At 40.4% G+C, this 21,261-nt stretch carries 20 protein-coding genes; 4 read left to right on the forward strand and 16 right to left on the reverse strand.

Going from position 1 to position 21,261, the window contains the following annotated elements:
• Positions 1-32: 32 nt before the first annotated feature.
• Complete coding sequence (locus MKY71_RS13905) at positions 33-503, reverse strand: Fe-S oxidoreductase (RefSeq protein ID WP_339195617.1); 471 nt, start codon at positions 501-503, stop codon at positions 33-35.
• Positions 504-749: 246 nt separating this feature from the next.
• Here MKY71_RS13905 and MKY71_RS13910 point away from each other — a divergent pair, with 246 nt between their 5' ends.
• A complete protein-coding gene (locus tag MKY71_RS13910; protein WP_340732993.1) occupies positions 750-1,268 on the forward strand; it encodes a hypothetical protein in 519 nt (172 codons plus the stop codon).
• A 58-nt stretch (positions 1,269-1,326) separates the two neighbouring features.
• Here MKY71_RS13910 and MKY71_RS13915 read toward each other — a convergent pair whose 3' ends face one another.
• The 3 genes from MKY71_RS13915 to MKY71_RS13925 all read right to left on the reverse strand — a co-directional run bounded on the left by MKY71_RS13915 (position 1,327) and on the right by MKY71_RS13925 (position 2,950).
• Positions 1,327-1,827 carry a hypothetical protein gene (locus MKY71_RS13915; protein ID WP_340732995.1) on the reverse strand — a complete coding sequence of 167 codons (501 nt, stop codon included), beginning with the start codon at positions 1,825-1,827 and terminating at the stop codon, positions 1,327-1,329.
• A gap of 297 nt (positions 1,828-2,124) precedes the next feature.
• Positions 2,125-2,529 carry a pyridoxamine 5'-phosphate oxidase family protein gene (locus tag MKY71_RS13920; RefSeq protein WP_340732996.1) on the reverse strand — a complete coding sequence of 135 codons (405 nt, stop codon included), beginning with the start codon at positions 2,527-2,529 and terminating at the stop codon, positions 2,125-2,127.
• A 13-nt stretch (positions 2,530-2,542) separates the two neighbouring features.
• Positions 2,543-2,950 carry a pyridoxamine 5'-phosphate oxidase family protein gene (locus MKY71_RS13925; RefSeq protein ID WP_340732997.1) on the reverse strand — a complete coding sequence of 136 codons (408 nt, stop codon included), beginning with the start codon at positions 2,948-2,950 and terminating at the stop codon, positions 2,543-2,545.
• A gap of 362 nt (positions 2,951-3,312) precedes the next feature.
• Here MKY71_RS13925 and MKY71_RS13930 point away from each other — a divergent pair, with 362 nt between their 5' ends.
• The 3 genes from MKY71_RS13930 (at position 3,313) to MKY71_RS13940 (ending at position 7,286) form a co-directional block, all read left to right on the forward strand.
• A complete protein-coding gene (locus MKY71_RS13930; RefSeq protein ID WP_340732998.1) occupies positions 3,313-4,404 on the forward strand; it encodes an extracellular solute-binding protein in 1,092 nt (363 codons plus the stop codon).
• A 74-nt stretch (positions 4,405-4,478) separates the two neighbouring features.
• Complete coding sequence (locus tag MKY71_RS13935; RefSeq protein ID WP_339172947.1) at positions 4,479-5,549, forward strand: ABC transporter ATP-binding protein; 1,071 nt, start codon at positions 4,479-4,481, stop codon at positions 5,547-5,549.
• Positions 5,550-5,564: 15 nt separating this feature from the next.
• Positions 5,565-7,286 carry an ABC transporter permease gene (locus tag MKY71_RS13940; protein WP_339172949.1) on the forward strand — a complete coding sequence of 574 codons (1,722 nt, stop codon included), beginning with the start codon at positions 5,565-5,567 and terminating at the stop codon, positions 7,284-7,286.
• A gap of 314 nt (positions 7,287-7,600) precedes the next feature.
• On the opposite strand, the gene MKY71_RS13945 is transcribed toward MKY71_RS13940, so the two are convergent.
• The 12 genes from MKY71_RS13945 to MKY71_RS14000 all read right to left on the reverse strand — a co-directional run bounded on the left by MKY71_RS13945 (position 7,601) and on the right by MKY71_RS14000 (position 21,244).
• Positions 7,601-8,101: a GNAT family N-acetyltransferase gene (locus MKY71_RS13945; RefSeq protein WP_339195625.1), complete on the reverse strand. Its 501-nt coding sequence runs from the start codon at positions 8,099-8,101 to the stop codon at positions 7,601-7,603.
• A 58-nt stretch (positions 8,102-8,159) separates the two neighbouring features.
• Positions 8,160-9,176, reverse strand: a complete 1,017-nt coding sequence (locus MKY71_RS13950) for a hypothetical protein (RefSeq protein ID WP_339195626.1) — start codon at positions 9,174-9,176, stop codon at positions 8,160-8,162.
• 140 nt (positions 9,177-9,316) lie between these two features.
• Positions 9,317-10,369, reverse strand: coding sequence for an NAD(P)/FAD-dependent oxidoreductase (locus tag MKY71_RS13955; protein ID WP_340732999.1), 1,053 nt, complete (start codon positions 10,367-10,369; stop codon positions 9,317-9,319).
• An 81-nt stretch (positions 10,370-10,450) separates the two neighbouring features.
• A complete protein-coding gene (locus MKY71_RS13960) occupies positions 10,451-11,266 on the reverse strand; it encodes an ABC transporter ATP-binding protein (protein WP_340733000.1) in 816 nt (271 codons plus the stop codon).
• Entirely contained in the window at positions 11,266-12,297 is a 1,032-nt protein-coding gene (locus MKY71_RS13965) for a FecCD family ABC transporter permease (protein ID WP_340733001.1), read from the reverse strand. Before MKY71_RS13965 ends, MKY71_RS13960 begins: the two co-directional genes overlap by 1 nt.
• Positions 12,294-13,328, reverse strand: a complete 1,035-nt coding sequence (locus MKY71_RS13970; protein ID WP_340733002.1) for a FecCD family ABC transporter permease — start codon at positions 13,326-13,328, stop codon at positions 12,294-12,296. Before MKY71_RS13970 ends, MKY71_RS13965 begins: the two co-directional genes overlap by 4 nt.
• Before the next feature lies 1 nt (position 13,329).
• The gene (locus MKY71_RS13975; protein WP_339195633.1) at positions 13,330-14,391 is read right to left on the reverse strand and encodes an iron-siderophore ABC transporter substrate-binding protein; all 1,062 of its coding nucleotides are present in this window, start codon (positions 14,389-14,391) and stop codon (positions 13,330-13,332) included.
• 194 nt (positions 14,392-14,585) lie between these two features.
• Positions 14,586-15,791, reverse strand: a complete 1,206-nt coding sequence (gene lhgO, locus MKY71_RS13980; RefSeq protein WP_340733003.1) for an L-2-hydroxyglutarate oxidase — start codon at positions 15,789-15,791, stop codon at positions 14,586-14,588.
• A 12-nt stretch (positions 15,792-15,803) separates the two neighbouring features.
• A complete protein-coding gene (locus tag MKY71_RS13985) occupies positions 15,804-17,093 on the reverse strand; it encodes a (Fe-S)-binding protein (protein WP_340733004.1) in 1,290 nt (429 codons plus the stop codon).
• A complete protein-coding gene (locus tag MKY71_RS13990; RefSeq protein WP_340733005.1) occupies positions 17,086-18,492 on the reverse strand; it encodes an FAD-binding oxidoreductase in 1,407 nt (468 codons plus the stop codon). The genes MKY71_RS13985 and MKY71_RS13990 overlap by 8 nt, the downstream gene beginning before the upstream one ends.
• Positions 18,493-18,546: 54 nt before the next feature.
• Positions 18,547-19,248, reverse strand: a complete 702-nt coding sequence (locus tag MKY71_RS13995; RefSeq protein ID WP_340733006.1) for a FadR/GntR family transcriptional regulator — start codon at positions 19,246-19,248, stop codon at positions 18,547-18,549.
• Between the two features lie 10 nt (positions 19,249-19,258).
• The gene (locus MKY71_RS14000) at positions 19,259-21,244 is read right to left on the reverse strand and encodes a TRAP transporter permease (protein WP_340733007.1); all 1,986 of its coding nucleotides are present in this window, start codon (positions 21,242-21,244) and stop codon (positions 19,259-19,261) included.
• Positions 21,245-21,261: the final 17 nt, after the last annotated feature.

Genomic DNA, 21,261 nt, shown 5'->3' on the forward strand with positions numbered 1-21,261 from the left:
TGAATAACCAAAGCTGAAAACTTTTAATAAATTTATTCTACATCGACTGAAGATTTGATGATGTTGCCATTATATAATTGAACTTTTTCGTAATCGTCCTTCTCTACTTGGAGTACGAATGTATGGGGCATACCCTCGTCTTCACATTTTTGACCAACATTGTCGATCAGTTGAACCGCCAAGTAATCGCCATGTTTGTATACATTATCGACTGATGTACCACAGCTACCCGAATAAGTGACAATAAATACTGCCATATACTCATCCATATCAATCGTGAAATTGTCTACATCAAAACGACCTTGCAGTGATTCAAATTGACCTTGTGTATTTGCATAGGCAATATGCGGAACGAGCGATTCATAAATCGGTGCAATTTTTTCATCATATTTCATTATTTCAAATGGTACCGCCTGTTTCTCGGTAAATTTGACATTTGTACTTTCTCCATTACTACAACCCGCCAACAACAATAGGATAATAGCAAACAAATATTTTTTCATAATAAATTCCCTTCTCTTTCACATCTTCATTGTGATTTTAGTCCAGTTCCATACATTTTTCAAATCATCTATCTTTCATTAGTTAACAATTTTCCCTAATCCATTCCTGAACAAAACATACTAAAGGAAATTTGGTCGAAAATCATAATCACCCTGGTATTTCGTCTATTAATAGGCGAATTCCTATTGGCGTTTACCTGTATTTACATACATTACAAAGAATACTTAAGAAAGAAGGTATGCTTGTTGTATCAAAATCCGTTTGAACGCTTTGATGAGAGCCCTGAAGGACAACCATTTCAACAACAGTTTTTCCCGGGATCACCAGGACCAGGCCCGGGAGGTTTCCCGGGAGCTCCAGGTGTTTTCCCTGGTAGCCCAGGTGGTTTCCCTGGACCTGGACCGGGATTCCCGGGTGGAGGCCCTGGAGGATTCCCTGGTGGGGGTCCCGGCGGCTTCCCTGGTAATCCCGGAGGTGGACCTGGTGGAGGACCTGGCGGCAATACCCAAATGCCGATGGGACCGCCTCCTAGCTTTACTCCACAAATGCAGCAACTTTCCGCTAGCCATTCACAGCAAGGTTCCAGTGGGATAAGACGCTGTATGTTCCGTAATACGTTTATATGGCAACGAAACGGCAATAGTTTCTGGTTCTTCCCGACATTTGTTGCGCCAAATATCATTTTAGGTTTTAGATGGAGTCGTTTCGGCTGGGTATACAGTTCCGTAAACCGCAATTCAATTTTAACTTTCCAATGCTTCTAACCTAAATACAAAAGCTCTTATGCGACAGTACCCAGTACTACGCCATAAGAGCTTTTGTTTATTGTCGTGCTGCTTCTTTTGCAGTTTGACTTTCATGTAATTTTTTCATAGCAAAGCGTGCAATTGGCTGCGCGACTAATAACTCAATCCAAAATGCAATCGCAAAATTTCGTGGCCAAATATAGAAAAAGTTTTTAAGCGGCTCTAAACTAAATGTTTGTGTGCCTACCCATGTTCCGATAATCGTTAAACAAACCGATAACACCGTTACGTTTAAGAGTGTATTTAATAGGACACGTGCATTAAATCCATCTGTTTGCCCAACAAATTTAGGCATAAATTTACCTACTAAAGGACCGGCTACTAAACGTACAAGCAGTACGACGATAATCCACATAATCGGTAAAATTTTTAATGTATCAAAATAGACTTCCTTTGTAAAACCTCGCTCAAATCCAATAATTAGCGGGGCAATCGTATTGACAGAAATTAACGAAATAATAAGTAAAAACAATATTCCCTCTTTTGCATTTTGCGGTAACCGATTTTCTTTGTACATACTTGTCATCTCCATTTTTTTATTTTGCACAGCATTTTTTTGCCGGACAATCCCTTTATTTCGCGAGTAATTGAATACCCATTCTATAAAGTTAAAACTTAGATGCAGAGGTTTGTGTAGAAAAATCTGACACTATGCATAAGAGTAAAAATCTTTACCCCATTTCTGCTCACGGTTAAATATTATACCAAAAATTTAATGAATTGTTTACTATGATGCTAAAATTTTTTAGCATCAGAAAAAGCAATGACAACGATATGCCATTGCTTTACTAAACTGATTAAATAAATTAAGACTTTAAAGCTTCAATTCCTGTGGCTCACCATCGTTCATTAATTTGATTGTGATCGGATCGAACTGAAGTGTCACCATACCCCCGTCTTCTGATGTGAAAACGTCTTTAAAGAAATTTGTAATTTTCAGCTTTAATGAATCATCTTTTACTTCACTTAGTTTTGCTGTAATTTCTAAATACGGGGCATCCATATCTTCCTTTGTATAGCCCAGTAAAATATGCGTGTAAGGATTTTCATTTAAATCGTACACTTTTTGAGAGTCTTCAGTTGTTGTCGCATAGAGCGTGAAGTCTTCGTTTGTAAATGTCATGTAACGAACATAAGGGTGACGTCCGTTTAATGTAGCCATTGTCCCGATTTTATGGTCTTTAATAATTGAAAGTACTTTTTCTTTTAATGTTTCCATTACACTGCCTCCCTTAATATAGTTGAATCTCTTCCTGATTTTTTCCGTCTTTATTCATAATTCGCATTCGTGTTGGCGTAACTTGAATTAGCACAAAGTTCCCGTCAGCATGCTTTGGATATTTATCAAGCAGCTTCTGCTTCACAGCATCGTTTAATGTAGTCGCTGCATTGCCTTCGATTTCCAAGAATGTTTCAAGCATTCCTTCGCCTTCATATCCTAATAAAATGTGGGTACCGCCGTATTCCGTAATTTCACGTACGACATCGGAATCTTCCAGTGCTACCGTATATAATTTCGATTCTACATAGTCAAATGTCATATAGCGTGAATTCGGTACACCGTTATTATTTGTAGCCATAACGCCTATACTGTTTTCGTTTAAAATTTGCAATGCAATTTCTTTATTACTTTTGCTCATATTTTCACTCCTCCGGTAAATTAAGTTCCATTATTCGTGAGATGAGAAGCACGTCCAACCGTATGTAATTCCAAATCAATGGGAAAAACCGCTGTTGTGCTGATACTTTTATAATTCCCTTAATAAATTTAAATAAAACAATTTTCTCATATTTTTAACTTGGCTTATGACCCTCTTACCTTTCCCCATTCCGGAAATTCCTGCGTTAAACTTTACCTTTCTCAATCCAGAAAAATGTAAAAATTTAAAAGTTATAGGGATATTTGTTTGAATATTAAAAAATTTGTAGATAAAATGAAATTGGAATAGATATCCTTTTATTCTGCATGAAAAAGAAAAACTATATGTAAGGAGGACATTGGATGAAAAGATTTACTTGGCTTTCTCTTATTCTCACAACTCTTTTATTAGTTTTGGCTGCGTGCGGCGACTCCGAAGAGACGACAAATGATTCAACTCAAGGCGATAGCGGCACGACAGAAGGTACAACAGAAGAAAATGCTTCCGGCAAGCTCGTAATTTACACGGGGCGTGACGAAAACATGGTACAGGGTGTTATCGAAAAGTTTAATGAGCGTTACCCGAATATCGAAGTGGAATATATGACAATGGGTGCACAGCAGATTTTAGAGCGTGTGCGTGGTGAAAAAGCCAACCCACAAGGCGATTTTTGGTGGGGCGGTACACAGTCAGCGATGATGGTTGCTGCAAATGAGGATTTACTTTTACAGTGGGATCCTTCATTTATCGATTCCATTGACCCTCTTCATAAAGATGAACAAAATCGCTGGGTCGGTGAAATGCTGTTACCTGAAGTCATTATGATTAACAGCGAAGTAATGTCACCAGAAGAAGGACCACAGGATTGGGATGAATTACTTGATCCAAAGTGGAAAGATGAAATTTTAATTCGCGGTGTTCTTGCTTCAGGAACGATGCGGACAATTTATTCTTCTATGATTTTCCGCCAAGGTGCAGATGATCCATCAAAAGGCTATGACTGGCTGATGAAACTTGATGCGAATACGAAAGAATATACACAAGATCCTAACGCGCTGTATTTAAAACTGGCACGCCAGGAAGGTTCAATTTCGTTATGGAACTTGCAGGATATTTTACTGAAAAAACATACAACGGATTACACATTTGACTTTATTTATCCGGAAAGCGGCGCACCGATTTTAGTCGATGCAGTCGGTATTGTAAACAATGCTAAAAACGAAGAAAACGCGAAATTATTTATGGAATTCCTGTTCGATCAAGAAACGATGGTTGAACTTTCAAAAGAGTATTACCAAATTCCAACACGTACGGATATTGCGGAAGGTGCTATGCCTGACTGGTATAAAGAGCTGGATTTAAAACCACTTGATATCGATTGGCAAGTAATGTCCGATAAAGAAGCGGAATGGATGGAATACTGGGATACAAACATTAAAGGAAAAGGCAAATAGCAGTTATAGGACTGACCTCTGAATAAAGAGGTCTTTCTTTTCCCAATTTGTCGGTGTGAAGGGAGTTGGATTGGATGAAAGCTGTTCATATTAACGACGTTTCAAAAAAATTCGGTGATGTCGTAAGCGTCAAAGATTTAGAGCTGGATATAAAATCGGGTGAATTTTTTACATTTCTAGGTCCGAGTGGCTGTGGTAAAACAACAACATTACGGATGATTGCCGGATTTTACTACCCTTCTCAAGGAAAAATTTACTTTGACAATCAGGATGTCACAACATTGCAGCCTAACAAACGTAATATCGGAATGGTGTTTCAGAACTATGCACTCTTCCCGCATATGACCGTCAATGAAAATATCGCATTCGGTCTGGAAATCCGAAAGTATGATAAAAAAACGATCAAAGAAAAGGTTGACCGGATACGTGAGCTCGTTCATTTAGGACCATATGGCACACGCAAAATTAATGAATTATCAGGTGGACAGCAGCAACGTGTCGCTTTGGCACGAGCGCTTGTCATCGAACCGGACATCTTGCTGCTGGATGAGCCATTATCCAACCTGGATGCAAAGTTGCGTGAAGAAACACGGATTGAAATTAAACGGATTCAGTCAGAGCTTGGTGTGACGACAATTTACGTTACCCATGACCAGACTGAAGCAATGGCCATGTCGGATCGCATTATGGTAATGGAGCATGGCGTCGTCAAACAAATCGGTACACCACAGGAAATCTATCACCGACCAAACAATCGCTTTGTCGCCACTTTTATCGGAGAGACAAATTTACTTACGATGAAAGTAAAATCGATTGAGGGCAATATTATTACTGTGACAAATGACAAAGGTCTTGAACTGCAAGGACTGACAGAAAACTTGGCACCGGGTCTTCAAGCATCAATTGGAGACGAAATTCATGTATCAGTCCGTCCTGAAGCATTTGAAAGCGGTCCTGGCGAAAATGCCATTACAGGTATCGTCGAGCTGATCGAGTTTACCGGACTCAGCGTAAACTACTTTATTAAATGGAATGATACAACATTAAAAGCAATGATTATTAGTCGGGGTACGGCAATACTGCAAGCTGGCGATATGATTGAACTACATATCCCGAAACAAAATATTTATTTCCTAGGAGAATAAGAGAGGAGGCACACAATGAGCAAAAAATCCGTTGACACATACGAAGCGAGTTGGTGGTCTCGTCTTACACAATCACGCTATTTTGTCTATATTCTTATCTCCCCGCTGTTTTTAATATTGTTTGCCTATGTTATTTATCCATTTTACTCAACTTTCATTCAGAGTTTTGCCGGTGACAATCAGCTGGCAAACTATCAGAAGTTTTTTAGTTTAGAAAGTACAGCCAATTTAGAGGCACTTTGGAACAGCTTTTATATATCGATTATTAGTGTCATCTGCTGTGCCGTTGTTGGGGTAATGATGGCCTTTTTACTGGAACGCTACGATTTTCCGGGTCGCCGTCTGCTCTCTATTTTAGTACTTGTCCCAATGGCATTGCCTCCATTGGTGGGGGTTTTATCCTTTTCATTTTTATATGGTGAAAGTGGTATCTTCCCGCGCTTATTTCAGCAGATGTTTCAATTGGAAGATGTTCCGTTTGCCTTAAAAGGGATTTGGGGTGTCATTGTTGTTCATACGTTTACGATGTATACGTACTTCTATTTGACGGCTTCAGCAGCTATTAAAGGGCTTGACCCTTCTTTGGAAGAAGCCGCAACAAGCCTTGGTGCAAGCCGGATACGGGTTTGGCGGAAGATTATTTTGCCGATGCTTACCCCATCTATCATCGCATCTTCCCTCCTCGTTTTCATGGTGTCGATGGCATCTTATACCGCGCCACTCATGTTCGGGGTTGAACGTACAATGACGATGCAAATTTATTTATCGCGGACAAACGGCAATTTGGATATGGCGGCTACACAGTCAACCATTTTATCGTTCGTGTCCATCACTTTTTTACTTATAATGCGCTGGTATCAAAACCGACGTAACTATCAGAATTTAAGTAAAGGAATCAGTGTTCACCGCTCGGAAGTGAGCTCGAAGCCGATAAAGTATTTGGCGGTTGCACTATCCTTTATCGGGACGCTGATTTTAATCCTGCCGATTTTAGTATTGATCTTAATTTCATTTTCAAAAGACGGTGCCTGGACCATTCAAATTTTGCCGACCGAATATACGCTCGACCATTATAAAGCCCTCTTTACGGATGAGCGGACATGGCGCCCGATTTGGAACTCGCTGCAAATGGGCTTCATCGCAACAGTCGGCAATATTATATTCGGTGTTGCTGCTGCCTATGCAATGGTCAGACTTAGCTTTAAAGGGAAAACAGCGCTCGATATTTTAATTACGATTCCGTGGGCATTGCCGGGTACGGTTGTAGCAGTTAACTTAATCGCGGCATTCTCTACGGAAAGTGCATTTACATTCAATCAAGTATTGATCGGTTCCTTCTGGATTTTACCGCTTGCGTATTTTATCCGGCATTTGCCGCTAGTCTTCAGGTCGACATCGGCTTCCCTTATGCAATTGGATCAATCCGTGGAGGAGGCTTCGCGAAGTTTAGGGGCATCGTGGTGGTATACATTCAGAAGAATTGTCATTCCGCTTACATTATCCGGTGTTCTTGCCGGTACATTGCTCGCTTTTGTCCAAAGTATCGGGGAATTCGTTGCTTCAATCTTGATTTATAATACGTCGACGATTCCATTGTCGGTTGCCATATTCCAGAAGCTGTATGCCTTCAAGTTTGGTACGGCATGCGCATATGGTGTGCTGCAGATTGTTTTAATCCTTATTGTTCTGATCATTTCAGAACGTTTATCAAAAGGCTCCGCAGGAAGTGCTATATAACGTAAAAAAAGCTAGCATATAATCCAAAAACAGCATTTTTCTCAATGAGAAAAATGCTGTTTTTTTGCTATGCGTATAAATTGATTTCCATTCCGGGACGCTTTCCGCGGGCATGAGGCCAACAGGATGTTGGTCACAAAAGCGTTGCCACAGGACGTGGCGTTCTTAGCTTTTGTTCCTAGTCTCAGGCGTCGTGCTTTTCCCGCTGGAGTCGCCCTTCATTCCAATCAATTTTTTAAATATCCGTTACTTATTAAGAGTTTTTCCCCTCTCTAAAAAACTTCAATATTATCTCATGTTTTAATTCTTAATAGCTATAGCTCTTTTAACATCCACACTTGATCATAATAGTTTCCGTCGACCTTTAGGGCACGCTCCTCTTTAGCAAATCGCTTAAATCCTAGCGATTCATAAAGAGAGATTGCCTGTTCATTTGTAGACTCAACAGTTAAATGAAGCTGTTCAAGACCTCCGTTTTCACGTAACAGGCGCAACAATTCTTCAATCATATCCCGTGCTACACCTTTTCCTCTTGAATCAGGCATAACATAGAGTCCGACAAGAACGCCTTTATGATTCAGTTTTGCACCTGTTTCTCTTTTAAACGTTGCAATTCCAATCAGCTCGTTGTCTTCAAATGCCCCAAGCGTAAAAATATCTGCTTGCGGACGAAGACGTTGTTCAATTTCCGGAACCGTATAATTGTTCTCATGTTCAAAAGACGAGCTAAATAATGTTGGAGAATGTAAAAGCCCGTGTAATCTAACCTTTTTATATTGTTCAGCATCTTTATAACCTAATATTCGAATGTTCATCTTCTCACCTCATAACATTGCGTTCTATAATCTATACCCCATTTCTTCATCTTTTACACTATTTATCTATTATCGCTGACTCTATTTCGCTACGTACCAGGGCTGGGGCGTCTAAGTACACTCCTATAAATTTTGCTCTTTTTTCAAATCCGCCTACCAGTTGGATTGTTTGCAGTTCCTTCAACTCCAGCACAAAGTCTGGCTTTTCCTCTGTATTTCCTAACACTTTAAAATGATAAATTTCTTCATCTTGTATAGATGTATGCAATTGAGAAATATTTTTCAAGTCAATTTTTGTTTGTTTCAATAAGCCGTTGGAAAGATATAAATTTCCGTTTTCGATACGGACCGGATTTAATATTAATGCGCGGAAATCGGCCAGCAAGAATAGTAGTCCATAAAGTGAGAGAATTGTATGCCCCCAAGCTAAAACCGGTATGCGGTCATGGAAAAACCAATGGAATGCAATTGCTTCAAATAATGCTGCATGAAAAATCATAAATAACATAGGAATATACATCGTATTTTTATGAACGGTATATCCGCCTGGCTGTTTTTTCTTCCAGCTGCAAAACGCATAATAAAATACAAGCAGCTCCTGGCAAAGAACTCTCATTAATACGTTATCTTTTACTTTCTCTCTAACAATTCGAGGAAATGAAAAGATAAGTTGCTCCTGCTCTAATTTGACCGCTCGAATAATACTTGGTAAATATTTTATGAAAACAAATAAAATGATTAATTCCATCAAAACCAATCCTGCTTCTACTGCGATTGCAGAAAAAGTTATATAGCGGAAAGGTTCCATCAATCCATTAGGGATGACAAGTCGGGCAAATAAAATACCCGCAGCAACAAAGACAACAAAATTTTTGACCGCCCATTTGCCCGTTTGCAGCAAGAGAAGTGCCGGTGCCACAACCGCACAGTCAATTAGTGAACCGATTACCATTCCTTGTACTTGCTCATCTGAAAGCGCAGAAACAAACGACAACTGATAAACAACAATATTGCCCAGTAAAATGACACAAGCGATCAAAAGCCATTTATAATTAACTACTCTTTGGAAAACCATAGCACTCCCCTTCCTTTCACACATGCATCAATTCCCATAATACTTCCATTATAATCGATTACTATCCTTCCAACATTAAAAAACGCAGAAGTTCACGTAAACTTCTGCGTTGTGATTATTTAATTTATTTATTCAGCATACTAGCCATTCACAAGCATGTCCTTCATCAGTTCACGGTTGCGTTTTTCGAATACTTCATTATGCGAAGAAACTTTTGCATACTGATCTGCTGTCGGTTCAAGGCTAATTTTGATAGCGTTTATCGCATTGACCGCATCCTGGAATGTACCGGTAATTAAATATACTTTGTTATCATATTTGGAAATATCGCCAACAGCATAAATCCCGTCAACCGATGTCAGCCCCTTACCGTCCGTCAAATAATAATAGTCGTAATCTTTATCTTTTTCCGGAGAGAGTGCCGTATCAAAAGTAAATGAAGAATCCCGGTCATAGCCGTGATTTACAAGGACATCATCTACTACAATTTTCGATGTTTCCTTTGTTACGACGTTTTCCAAAATGACTTCTTCAATTTTCGTCTTCGTTTCATTCGCTACAAGTGTTTTAATCTGTGTATTTGTAACGATCGGAACGCCATTATCCTGCAAATGGCGGATTTGTGCTTCGTGAGCAGATAGCTTTTCGCCTCTGTAAATGACGGTAATCTGCTTGGCAATACCGATCAGATCCTTCGCCCAGTCAATCGCCGAGTTACCGCCGCCTGAAATTAGCAGTGACTTGTCCTTAAAGCTTTGGATGCCTCGAATTGTATAGTGCAAGTTCGATACTTCATACTTTTCCGCACCTTCAATATGCAATTTAATCGGACTAATAATGCCGCCACCTACTGCAACGATCACTTTTTTCGAATAGTGTTTTTCGCCTGAACTTGTCTCAACCACAAACAAATCTTCTTTTTTTGTGATGAAATCGACTTTTGTATTTAGACATACGGTTGGCTTGAATGTCAGTCCCTGTTTAATAAGATTTTCAATGACTTGCTGTGCTGGTGTTGGAGGCATACCACCGATATCCCAAATAATCTTTTCAGGATAAACGTGGAGTTTCCCGCCGAGCGTCGGCTGGAATTCAATGATCTTTGTTTTTAAATCTCTCAACCCTGCATAGAACGCACTGTATAATCCGCTGGGACCACCGCCAATTATCGTTACATCATAAATATCGTTCATTCGAAACACTCCATTCTTTTCATTTGTCGGACATTACGCTTTTCACGCAGTCGCCTTCAGGTTCCATTGACTAAGTTGCAGCTAAACGAGCATTCCGGACTTCGAATGATGTCTTCCAATCGGGACAACGGAAGGTGAATCCGAAACAGGGTCTTGTGTGACAACACAGTTTAAATTAAATATATCTTTGATCAATTCACTCGTAATTACGTTTGCTGGTGTTCCCTCCGAAACGAGTAGACCTTTATGCAAAGCAAAAATATAGTCTGCATAGCGGGCGGATAAATTAATATCATGGAGCACCATCACAATTGTCGTACCATGCTTACGATTTAAATCCGTCAATAAGTCCAAAATTTCCACTTGGTATGTAATATCCAAGTATGTAGTCGGTTCGTCCAAAAACAAGATGTCGGTTTGCTGTGCAAGTGCCATGGCAATCCATACACGTTGTCTTTGCCCTCCTGACAGCTCATCGATATGACTGTCGGCAAGTTCCGTTATGTTCATCATTTCCATCGCTTCTGCTACCGCTTCATAATCCTCCGTTGACCAGCCTTTTAAAAAGCTCTGATGCGGAAACCGGCCCCGTCCAACTAAGTCAGCAACCGTAATGCCTTCGGGTACAACTGGTGATTGCGGAAGGAGTCCTAAAACACGTGCAAGCTGTTTCGGCGGGATTTTGTTAATCGATTTATCATCCAACAATACTTGGCCGGAGATTGGTTTGATTAATCGTGCCATCGTTTTTAAAAGCGTCGATTTCCCACAGCCATTCGAACCGATAATAATGCTGATTTTATTGCTTGGAATCGCTAGACTAACACCTTGTAAAATCGCTTTGTTGTCATAGCCTGCAACAAGATTTTCCGTTTGGAATGTATGTGTCGATTTCATCATAAATCTCCTTTCCGATTAATTCGGATTAATAAATAAATTAAGTAGGGGGCACCAATTATTCCTGTAATGACCCCTACCGGATAGCGTGTCTCAAACGCAAACTGTCCGATTAGATCTGCTGCCAATACTAAAATAACACCGATTAAACCTGCAGGAATGAGACCAGAAAATCCGACACCTACTAATTTCTTTGCAATCGGACCTGCCAAAAAGGAAATAAAGGCAATCGGACCGGTTGCAGCAGTCGCCAATGCAATCATGAGCACCGATGTAATAATAAGAATGACTCTTGTTTGATTTGTATTGACGCCTAGAGATGTTGCCGCCTGTTCACCAAGTTCCAGCATTTCCAAACGCTTCGCAAAATACATTAAGATCGGTGTGCAAATACATACGATCAGGATTAGCGGATAAAGGTTCGCTAATTTCGCACCGTTTAAACTGCCGCTCAGCCATCTCATTGCAGCCGGAATATCATGTGTATCCCCGATTAGCATTAAATAGTTGATAAATGCCGTCAGCATTGCCTGTATCCCGATACCGATTAAAATAAGTCGGCCAATCGAAAAGGATGTGCCTTTTGCCAGCAGATAAATAAAGATTGCTGTTGCAAGCCCTCCCATTACAGCTGCAATCGACACGACTGCATTGCTTGCATTTAATACAATGATGCAAAATACAGCTGCAGCACTTGAACCTGTTGTAATTCCGATTACATTCGGATTTGCCAGCGGGTTGCGCAGCATCGTCTGAAAAATATAGCCCCCGGCACCAAATGCAAAGCCTGCAAACAAACCGGCAACCATTCTCGGGAAACGAATTGTATTTACCGCAAAGGTTGCTCCCTTCACTTGTTCACCTAGTAAAACCTTTATGACATCCTGTACCGGATAAATCGTGTTGCCGAGCATAAGCATCAAACCGCAAAGTACTAGCGAAATGATGGCCATCAAGAAAGTCATCATTATAAACCGGCGTTTTCTTTTTACTCTTGACGTCTTAATCATCTTCATCGTTTCATTCATCATATTGCACGCATTTTCGCTTTCATCGTAATTAAAATTAAAATCGGCGCACCTATAAAGGCCGTCACAATCCCAACTTCGAGCTCACTTGGACTGCCAAGGAGCCTTCCGATCACATCGGAAAAGGTTAAAATAATCGCCCCCGACAATGCTGACATCGGAATAATATAACGTAAATCAGGACCTATTACGAGACGTACGATATGTGTAGCTAATAACCCAATAAAGCCGATTGGACCTGCCAATGCTGTTGCAGCACCACATAATAATACGCCACCTAATGCCGCTACAATTCTTACAGTACCTGTGCGTACACCCAGCCCTGTCGCAACATCATCACCCAATGCCATCGCATTCAATGCCGGCGCTGTAATTAAGGCAATTAATAATCCTACTACTATAAATGGAATAAATAATGTAATGGCATCCCAGCTGCCGGAACCGACACTTCCGACTTGCCAAAATCTGAACTGATCCATTACATTCGTTCTCGGTATCATGACTGCCACGACAAGTGATGATAAAATTGCACTCGTAGCCGCACCTGCCAACACGAGCTTTAATGGTGTTGCGCCGCCTCTCCCCATTGAACCAATCCCAAATACAAAAATAGCGGTAATAAAAGCTCCCGCTATCGCAAGCCAAATATACTGGTTTGCCGAACTGATATTGAGAAAGGCAATGCCGCAAACGACAAAAAGCGATGCCCCTGTATTGACACCTAATATACTTGGATCTGCAATAGGGTTGCGGGTTACCGATTGCATCAGCGCTCCGGAAACACCTAATGCTGCACCGCATAGCAGGCAGAAAATCGTTCTTACTACACGCTGCCTTATCACGTTCGCTTCATGAGACTGAGCCTCTGAATGGAATAACCCATTCAGAAGATCTGTCCAGCCAATCATCCGCGAACCGAATACAAGTGATGCTAGTATACATAGTCCGAGTAAAATTATCAAAAGCAATGATACTTTAATAAAATTACGCGGCATCATATTTTGTTTCTTTTCTAAAACGGATGTACTTTTCATATTACTTTAACTTTTTTGCAACTTCCGAAATTAAAGTTACATACTCGTCGATTGTATATTGTAGTGATAGCGGGTTCGGGTTTCCTGCAGCTGCAAGTGGTGTGTTGTCAGGAATAATTAAAACCGAACCATTTTGGATTGCAGGTACTTTTCCTAAAATCGGATCTGCCTGAAGTGCTTTTAATGTATTATCATCGCCATATGCAATTAGAATTTCTGCATCATTTAGAGCATCTGCATTTTCTGCACTTAACTCGATATAGAAGCTGCTTTCATCCTGAACTTGCGCTTTAATGCTTTCCGGATATTCCATACCTAACTCTTCCAGTAACTCACCACGTGGATCAGCCGGTGTATAAATATAGAACTTCGATAAATCCGTCGCGGTAAACATACCGAAAGCCGCTTTTTTACCTTTGATTTCCGGGAATTCATTTGCTTTATCTTGAATTAATTTTTCTGTGTCAGCGATTAATTGTTTACCTTCTTCTTCCATGCCCATACCTTTTGCATTGTATAGAATTTGGTCACGCCATGTAATAACCCATGGAGTTTCCGGATAGGCAACAACTGGTGCAATCTCGCTTAACGTATCATACTCTTCTTGTGTAAGTCCTGAATATGCTGCTAAAATAACATCCGGATTCGAATCCGAAACGGCTTCAAAGTCTATGCCATCTGTATCTTGGTAAATGTTTGGATTTTCTTCGCCCAGCTCTTTTAATTTTTCTGCTGTCCATGGAAGCATTCCGCTTTCATCCTGTACGCCGTAGTTTGCTGCTGAAAAACCAACAGGCACTACACCTAGAGCAAGTGCCACATCATGGTTAGCCCATGCAACCGTTGCTACACGCTCCGGCTTTTCTTCAATTACTGTTTCACCTAATGCATGTTTGATGACGATTGGATATTGTGTTGCTGAATCTTCTGAATTCGAAGAACCTGATGTTGCTTCATTGTTTTCATTTGAACTTGTTTCTTTATCCGAGCAACCCGCAACAACTAGTAAACCAATTGCCACGAAAAGCATTGCCATTAAAGAATAAAACTTTTTCGTTTTCATTTGAATAACGCTCCTTAAATTTAATTGATAACAATTATCATTTTCACTAATTAGATAATAATGCTAAATGATAATAATTGTCAATACGATTATGGCGAAAATGCGTATTATTTTATATATAGTTATGCCTTCTTCTAAACAAATAAAAAATACCGAAAGCTTTTTTAATTTTAAGCCTCCGGTATTTTATCTTTTTATGAATAAACCGTTTCGAATTTCTTCTCAAATCTTGCAACAATTTCCTTGCCGATTTCCAGAGATGCAGTTGCTGCCGGTGAAGGGGCATTTAGCACATGAATGCTGCGTTTACCCGGGATGAAATAAAAGTCATCAACCATCGAACCATCACTCTTTAACGCTTGGGCCCGTACCCCCGCTCCACCAGGTTCTAAATCATCTGCTTGAATTTCCGGAATAAGCTTTTGCAAACTTTTTACGAATAATCCTTTGCTGTATGAACGGGCCATCTCATTCAGCCCTTCTTTCATGTTCTTTCCGGCTAACTTCCAAAAACCTTTGTAAGTTAATGTTTCAGCAATATCAAATAAGTTTATATCTGTTTTTTTATAGCCTTCCCGTTTAAAACTCAGAACAGCATTCGGACCAGCTTCGACTTCTCCGCCAATCATGCGCGTATAATGCACACCTAAAAACGGAAAGTCCGGATTTGGTACAGGATAGATTAAATGATTGACTAAACTGCGGCTGCTTTCTTTGAGCTTATAGTATTCGCCACGGAATGGTACAATTTTTAAATCCGCAGAATATCCCGTCATTTTTGCGATACGGTCGCTTTGCAGTCCTGCACAGTTAATCATTACTTTTGCTTCGACCGTACCTTTAGACGTATCGATTGTTACGCCATTATCGTGTTCATCAATTGATTTTACTTCTACCCCACAACGAATTTCGCCACCGTTTTCTTCTATTAACTCCCGTATCTTCTCCGAGACTTGCTGGTAGTTTACTATTCCGGCCTGCGGAACACGAATCGCTGCAAGACCCGCTACATGCGGTTCAATTTCTTTCAGTTGCTCTGCATTCAGCATTTCAATTTCAAGCTCGTTTTGTAAACCGCGCTCGTATAAGTCTTTTAATAACGGCAGTTCGTGTTGCTCTGTTGCCACGATGACTTTCCCGCAAATGTCATATTCAATGCCATGTTCTTCACAAAAGGCTACCATCGACTGACTTCCTTGTTTAGCGAAACGGGCCTTAAAGCTGCCAGGTTTATAATAAATGCCGGAATGGATCACACCACTATTATTGCCGGTTTGATGCTTCGACACCGAATTCTCCTTTTCCAAAATGACTACTTTTTTATCCGGGAAGCGTTCTGTTAAAGCTAGTCCAACAGATAAACCAACAATCCCACCACCTATAATCACTACATCTAACATCCATTTTCCCCCTTACGCTTCTATCCCGCATGCTTCAGCTAACAACTCGACAAGATGCACAACTCGAACCGTTTCAGCCAATCCTTCACGCTCTACCCCTAACTTCATTTGTAAATGACAGCCCGGGTTTGTCGTTACTATTATATTTGGTCGTTGTTGTAATAACTTCACATGCTTCATTTTTTCATCTAATATTTTCATTGAATGGTTATAACGAATGATGTTATATATTCCTGCAGAACCACAACACATATGAGCTTCCGGCAATGGCATCAGTTCAATGCCCGGAATACTGTTAATCATATGAAGTGGCTCATCTACACGTTTTTGTACATTTGTCATATGACAAGACGGCTGGTAAGTAACGACATATGGCAAATCGTTTTTAAATGGTAGTGATAGCTGACTTAAAATAACGCTAATATCTACAGACTTTGCGGAAAAGTTGATCGCACGCTTTACCCAATCTGCTTCACCTGCTAATAATTGCGGGTATTCCCCTAACATCGCGCCACAACCACCGATGCTATTTACTACATAATCAAACTCATATTGCTCAAATGCTTCAATATTTCTTTTTGCCAATTGACGCGTTTTATCCGATAAACCACTATGTTGATGAAGCGCACCACAGCAGCCTTGTTCTTTAATAACGGTCACTTCACAACCCGCTTGCTGCAATAGTTTCATGCTCATTGTGTTGATCGATGAAAACATCGTATCCATAATACAGCCTACAAAAAAGCCTACTTTAAATACCGGTTTTTGATTTTGTACCGTATAATGCATTTTTCTTTTATTTCGCTTCATCGGTCCTTTAACGGTTGGTAAAATCGTTTCAAATGAATGCAGATTTTCCGGCAATATATTTAGTGCATTTGTTTTGTGCATAACTTTTTGCAGGCCTGTTTTTTGATAGATCGCTAAGCCGGTACCAAGTACTTTTTGAACATTTTTATTCGGTACAACTTGGTTGAATAATAGCGACTTTACCGTTTTCATCCGACTTTTCATTTGTTGTTCTTTATGAACCGTCAACACTTCGACCGCCGACTCCAGAATTTTTCCGTATTCTACGTTTGTTGGGCAGGCTGTTTCACATGCACGGCAACCTAGACATAAATCAATGGCCTCAGAAATTTCGTCATACGTGATTTTCCCTTCGGCAGCCATTTTCACGAGATTTATGCGACCGCGTGGTGAATGGGTTTCTTTTTGGAATGTTACATACGTTGGGCACGTTGGCAGACAATAGCCACATTGAACACAGCTCAGTGTCTCTTGATAGGCTAGTTCAGTCATTTGTTAACACAAACCTTTGATTGGGCTCAGGGAATATTTTTCCCGGGTTTAATATATCGTTCGGATCCCATGCCTGTTTAATGCGTTTCATCATATCTACCCCGACTGCCCCTAGCTCCATTTCCATAAATGGTGCTTTTAACGTACCGATTCCATGTTCGCCTGATAATGTACCGCCTAGTTCTATGGCTGTACGGAATATTTCCTCAACTGCTTTTTCTACACGTCGCATTTCTTCCGCATCGCGTTCGTCCGCAATAATATTCGGGTGTAAATTTCCATCACCTGCATGACCGAACACGACAAGGTCGACATTATACTTTTCACGTATTTCCTTTAAACGTTGGAACATTTCCGGGATTTTGCTGCGCGGAACGGTCGCATCTTCAGAAATCTTCGTCGGTTTTAGACGGACAATTGCCGGTGATACAAGTTTCCTTGCCTGCCATAGCTGCGCCGCTTCTTCTTTTGTTTGCGCGATTTGAACTGCACGGGCATTATCTTTAAGACAAACATCGTTTACCCGTTTAATTTCATCTTTAATCGCCTCTGGATGGCCGTCTAATTCAATTAAAATTAACGCATCAATATTGGTTGGTAATCCTGATGGACGATACGCTTCAACTGCTTCCACCGAGGCTCTATCCATAATCTCAAGTTTTGCGGGAATAATTCCTGCGCTTAAAATATTGGAGATAGCGCGTCCTGCATCGACAATATCATCAAACTGAGCCATTAATGTTTCCGTTGCTTGCGGCTTTGGATATAAACGTAAAATAGCCTCTGTAATGACCCCTAATGTTCCTTCAGAGCCGACGATGAGCTTCGTTAAATCATAGCCGGTTACATTTTTCATCGTTTTTCCACCCGTTCGAATGACATCGCCTTCAGGAGTGACAACTTCCAAGCCGATAACGTAATCCTTTGTTACACCATATTTCAATCCTTTTGGTCCCCCTGAATTTTCAGCGAGGTTCCCCCCGATTGTCGCGATATTCATACTGCTCGGATCGGGTGGGTAAATAAGGCCGTGTAGCAATGCCGCATTGTTAATCGCTTGTGCGGTAACCCCCGGTGATACTATTGCCAGCATATTTTCTGCATCAATTTCTAATTTCGAAGTCCATTGGGAGAGATCAAGTACAATCCCTCCACGAACAGGCAAAGGTCCGCCACTTAAGCTTGTCCCTTGCCCGCGTGGATAAACGGGAATCTTATGATTATTAGCCAGCTTTATAACAGAGGCTACTTCTTCTGTTGATAAAGGCTGAACAACGAATTCAGGCATATACGATCCAAAGGAAGCATCGTAAGAATAACTAACTAAATCCGCCTTTTCTGTAAGAATGCGTGCTTCATCGCGAATACACTGATATAAAAGCTGTTGGATTTGTTCCATATCGTTCCCCCATTGTCCTAACTACTGACCATGATAGAGAACGTTAGTAAGACGTTACTCTTCTGGTAAGTTAAGAATTTTTTGACGTGCATTACTTAAATGTTCACGCATCGCCTGTCTTGCCCCTTCACAGTCTTTTTCTGCAATCGCCTGAGCAATCAACATATGCTCTTTGGCTACTTCCTGACGTTTTTTATCCCAACCTAAATTGTGAGATAGCGAAAACTTTAAAGCACGTAGATGCAGATCACTTAAGTTGCTGATCGTTTCTGAAATAAAGTCGTTTTTACTCGCCTTCATTATGAATTGATGGAACTGATAATCTTCTTCATGACCAATCGCTTGGTTGTCTTCCATTAAATGCTGGAAGTGCTTTACCAGATTTTGAATCTCGATCAGCTCTTCTTCTGTCCGTCGTTCAGCAGCAAGTGCAGCCGCCTCACATTCAACAATGATTCGAAACTCCAGTAAATCGAGCACTTGTTGTTTAGTAATAAGCTGAAAACGAACCGGATCAAGCAATTGAGCTAAAGACACTTCTTTTACTAAACTTCTCCCACCTTGTCTACTTTCGATTGCACCAGCAACTTCAAGTACTTTCAATGCTTCACGAATGGGTGCTCTACTTACACCAAAGCGAGTTGCCAACTCATTTTCAGTCGGTAATATTGTATTCTTTTGTAATTCACCCGTACGCATCATTTCGATTAAAAAATCTAAAACCTGATCCGCAACTTTTCTACGTTCTACTTGCATAAAAAATCTCCTATCTTTCAACAGATAAATTATTCACTTCGGCATTGGCCTTTTTCCCACGCGGAATATGAATTGCTAATACGATTATAATAAGAGCAAGTCCAATCGCACTTGAAATTAATTCCGGGATAATAAGAAGAATTGACGCAACCCCCATTAACAAACGTTCCATCATATTCATACCTGTTGTAATGAAATTAAATACAGCTGTCGATAATGCGAAAACACCTAAAATTGATGTTGTAAAGGCAAATGCAATTTGTAATATGGCATCGATTCCAGTTGCATCTGTCTGCATGACAAGTGCCGGATTATATACGATCATGAACGGTAATAAGAAACCTGGTAAACAGAGTTTTACGGCTGTCCAGGATGTTTGCATCGCATCGGCTCTCGCTATACCTGCTGCTGTATAGGATGCCAGTGCTACAGGCGGTGTAATGTTTGAAAGTGCACCGAACCAGAATACAAAGAAATGTGCCGCAATTGGGTTAACGCCAGCTTCGATTAATGCCGGTGCCGCTGCAACCGCTACAACAATATATAAAGCCGTTGATGGTAAGCCCATACTTAGTACGATACTCGTAATCATAACGAGAATTAAAATGATCGCTAAATTATTCCCTGAGATTTGAATAATGTTATAGGCTAAAGTTGAACCTAAGCCAGTCATCGTAATTACTGCGATGATAATCCCAACTGTGGCACAGGCAACAGCTACTTGAATCGTACCTCGTGCCCCTTCGATTAATGCGTTGACAATCGACTTAATTCCAATACGGAATTCTTTGTCTTTCGTTAACCTGCTTGCTACAATACAAGCAAAAATCCCCGAGAAACCTGCCAATAATGCCGTGAAACCAGTCATCAATGTCACAATAACAATGACAATCGGTAAAATTAACACACCACGTGCTTTTATAACTTCTATTACATCAGGAATGTTGTCTTTACTAATTCCTTTTAATCCTTGCTTTTTCGCTTCGATATCAATCGCAATGATGAGTGAAGCGTAATAAAGAATTGCTGGTATAATTGCCGCTAGAACAATGATGTTATAACCTACACCTAAGAATCCAGCCATAATGAATGCAGCCGCACCCATAATTGGCGGCATAATCATTCCACCTGTAGAAGCAGTTGCTTCAACCGCTGCAGCAAAGCGAGGCTTTAAACCGATGCTCTTCATCAATGGAATTGTAAATGTACCTGTTGTAGCAACATTCGCTACCGCCGATCCGCTTAACATCCCAGTTAATGCAGAAGATAATACAGCCACTTGTGCTGGTCCTCCACGACGTTGACCTGCAATCGATAATGCCAAGTCATTAAACAGACGTGTTGCCCCGCTCGCATTTAAAAATGCACCAAATAAAATGAATATGACAATATAAGTTGTCGCAATGGAGAAGGTCATTCCGAAGATACCTTCAGTTGTCATATACAAACGGTAGAGTAAACGCTCGAAGCTGAATCCTGCATGTCCAAACATTCCCGGGAACCATGGACCAAAAAGTGCAAAGAATAAAGCGATTACCGATAAGATTGGAATAAATAGTCCAATTGTGCGCCGTGAAACTTCCAGTAATACGACAATCGTTATGAAGGCAAATACATAATCAATGAATGTCGGCTCTGAAAATTTTACATTATGAATATTTGAGTAGTTTAATAGGATGTAAGCTCCCCCGGCAAACCCAAATGCCGCCCAAATATAATCGATAACTGTAATTTTCGTTTTACTCGATTTTTTTGTTGCCGGATAAAGTAAAAATGTCAGCACTAAAATAAATGTCAGGAATATCGCATTCCGATAGATTTCCTGAATATTCATTAAGCTGTTTACGTATATCGAGAAAAATGCCAGTGCAAACAATAATGCTGAAATAATCAATCCTGTTTTACCGGTAAACGTACGGATTGCCCCACCGGCTTCTTTATCGTTTTCAAGTGTTTCTGTAACATCGAACTCTTTTTCTTTTTTCTTAAAAATCATCATTACACCCCCATAAT

It is taken from the genome of Solibacillus sp. FSL W7-1324, assembly GCF_038008025.1.
Lineage (GTDB): Bacteria > Bacillota > Bacilli > Bacillales_A > Planococcaceae > Solibacillus.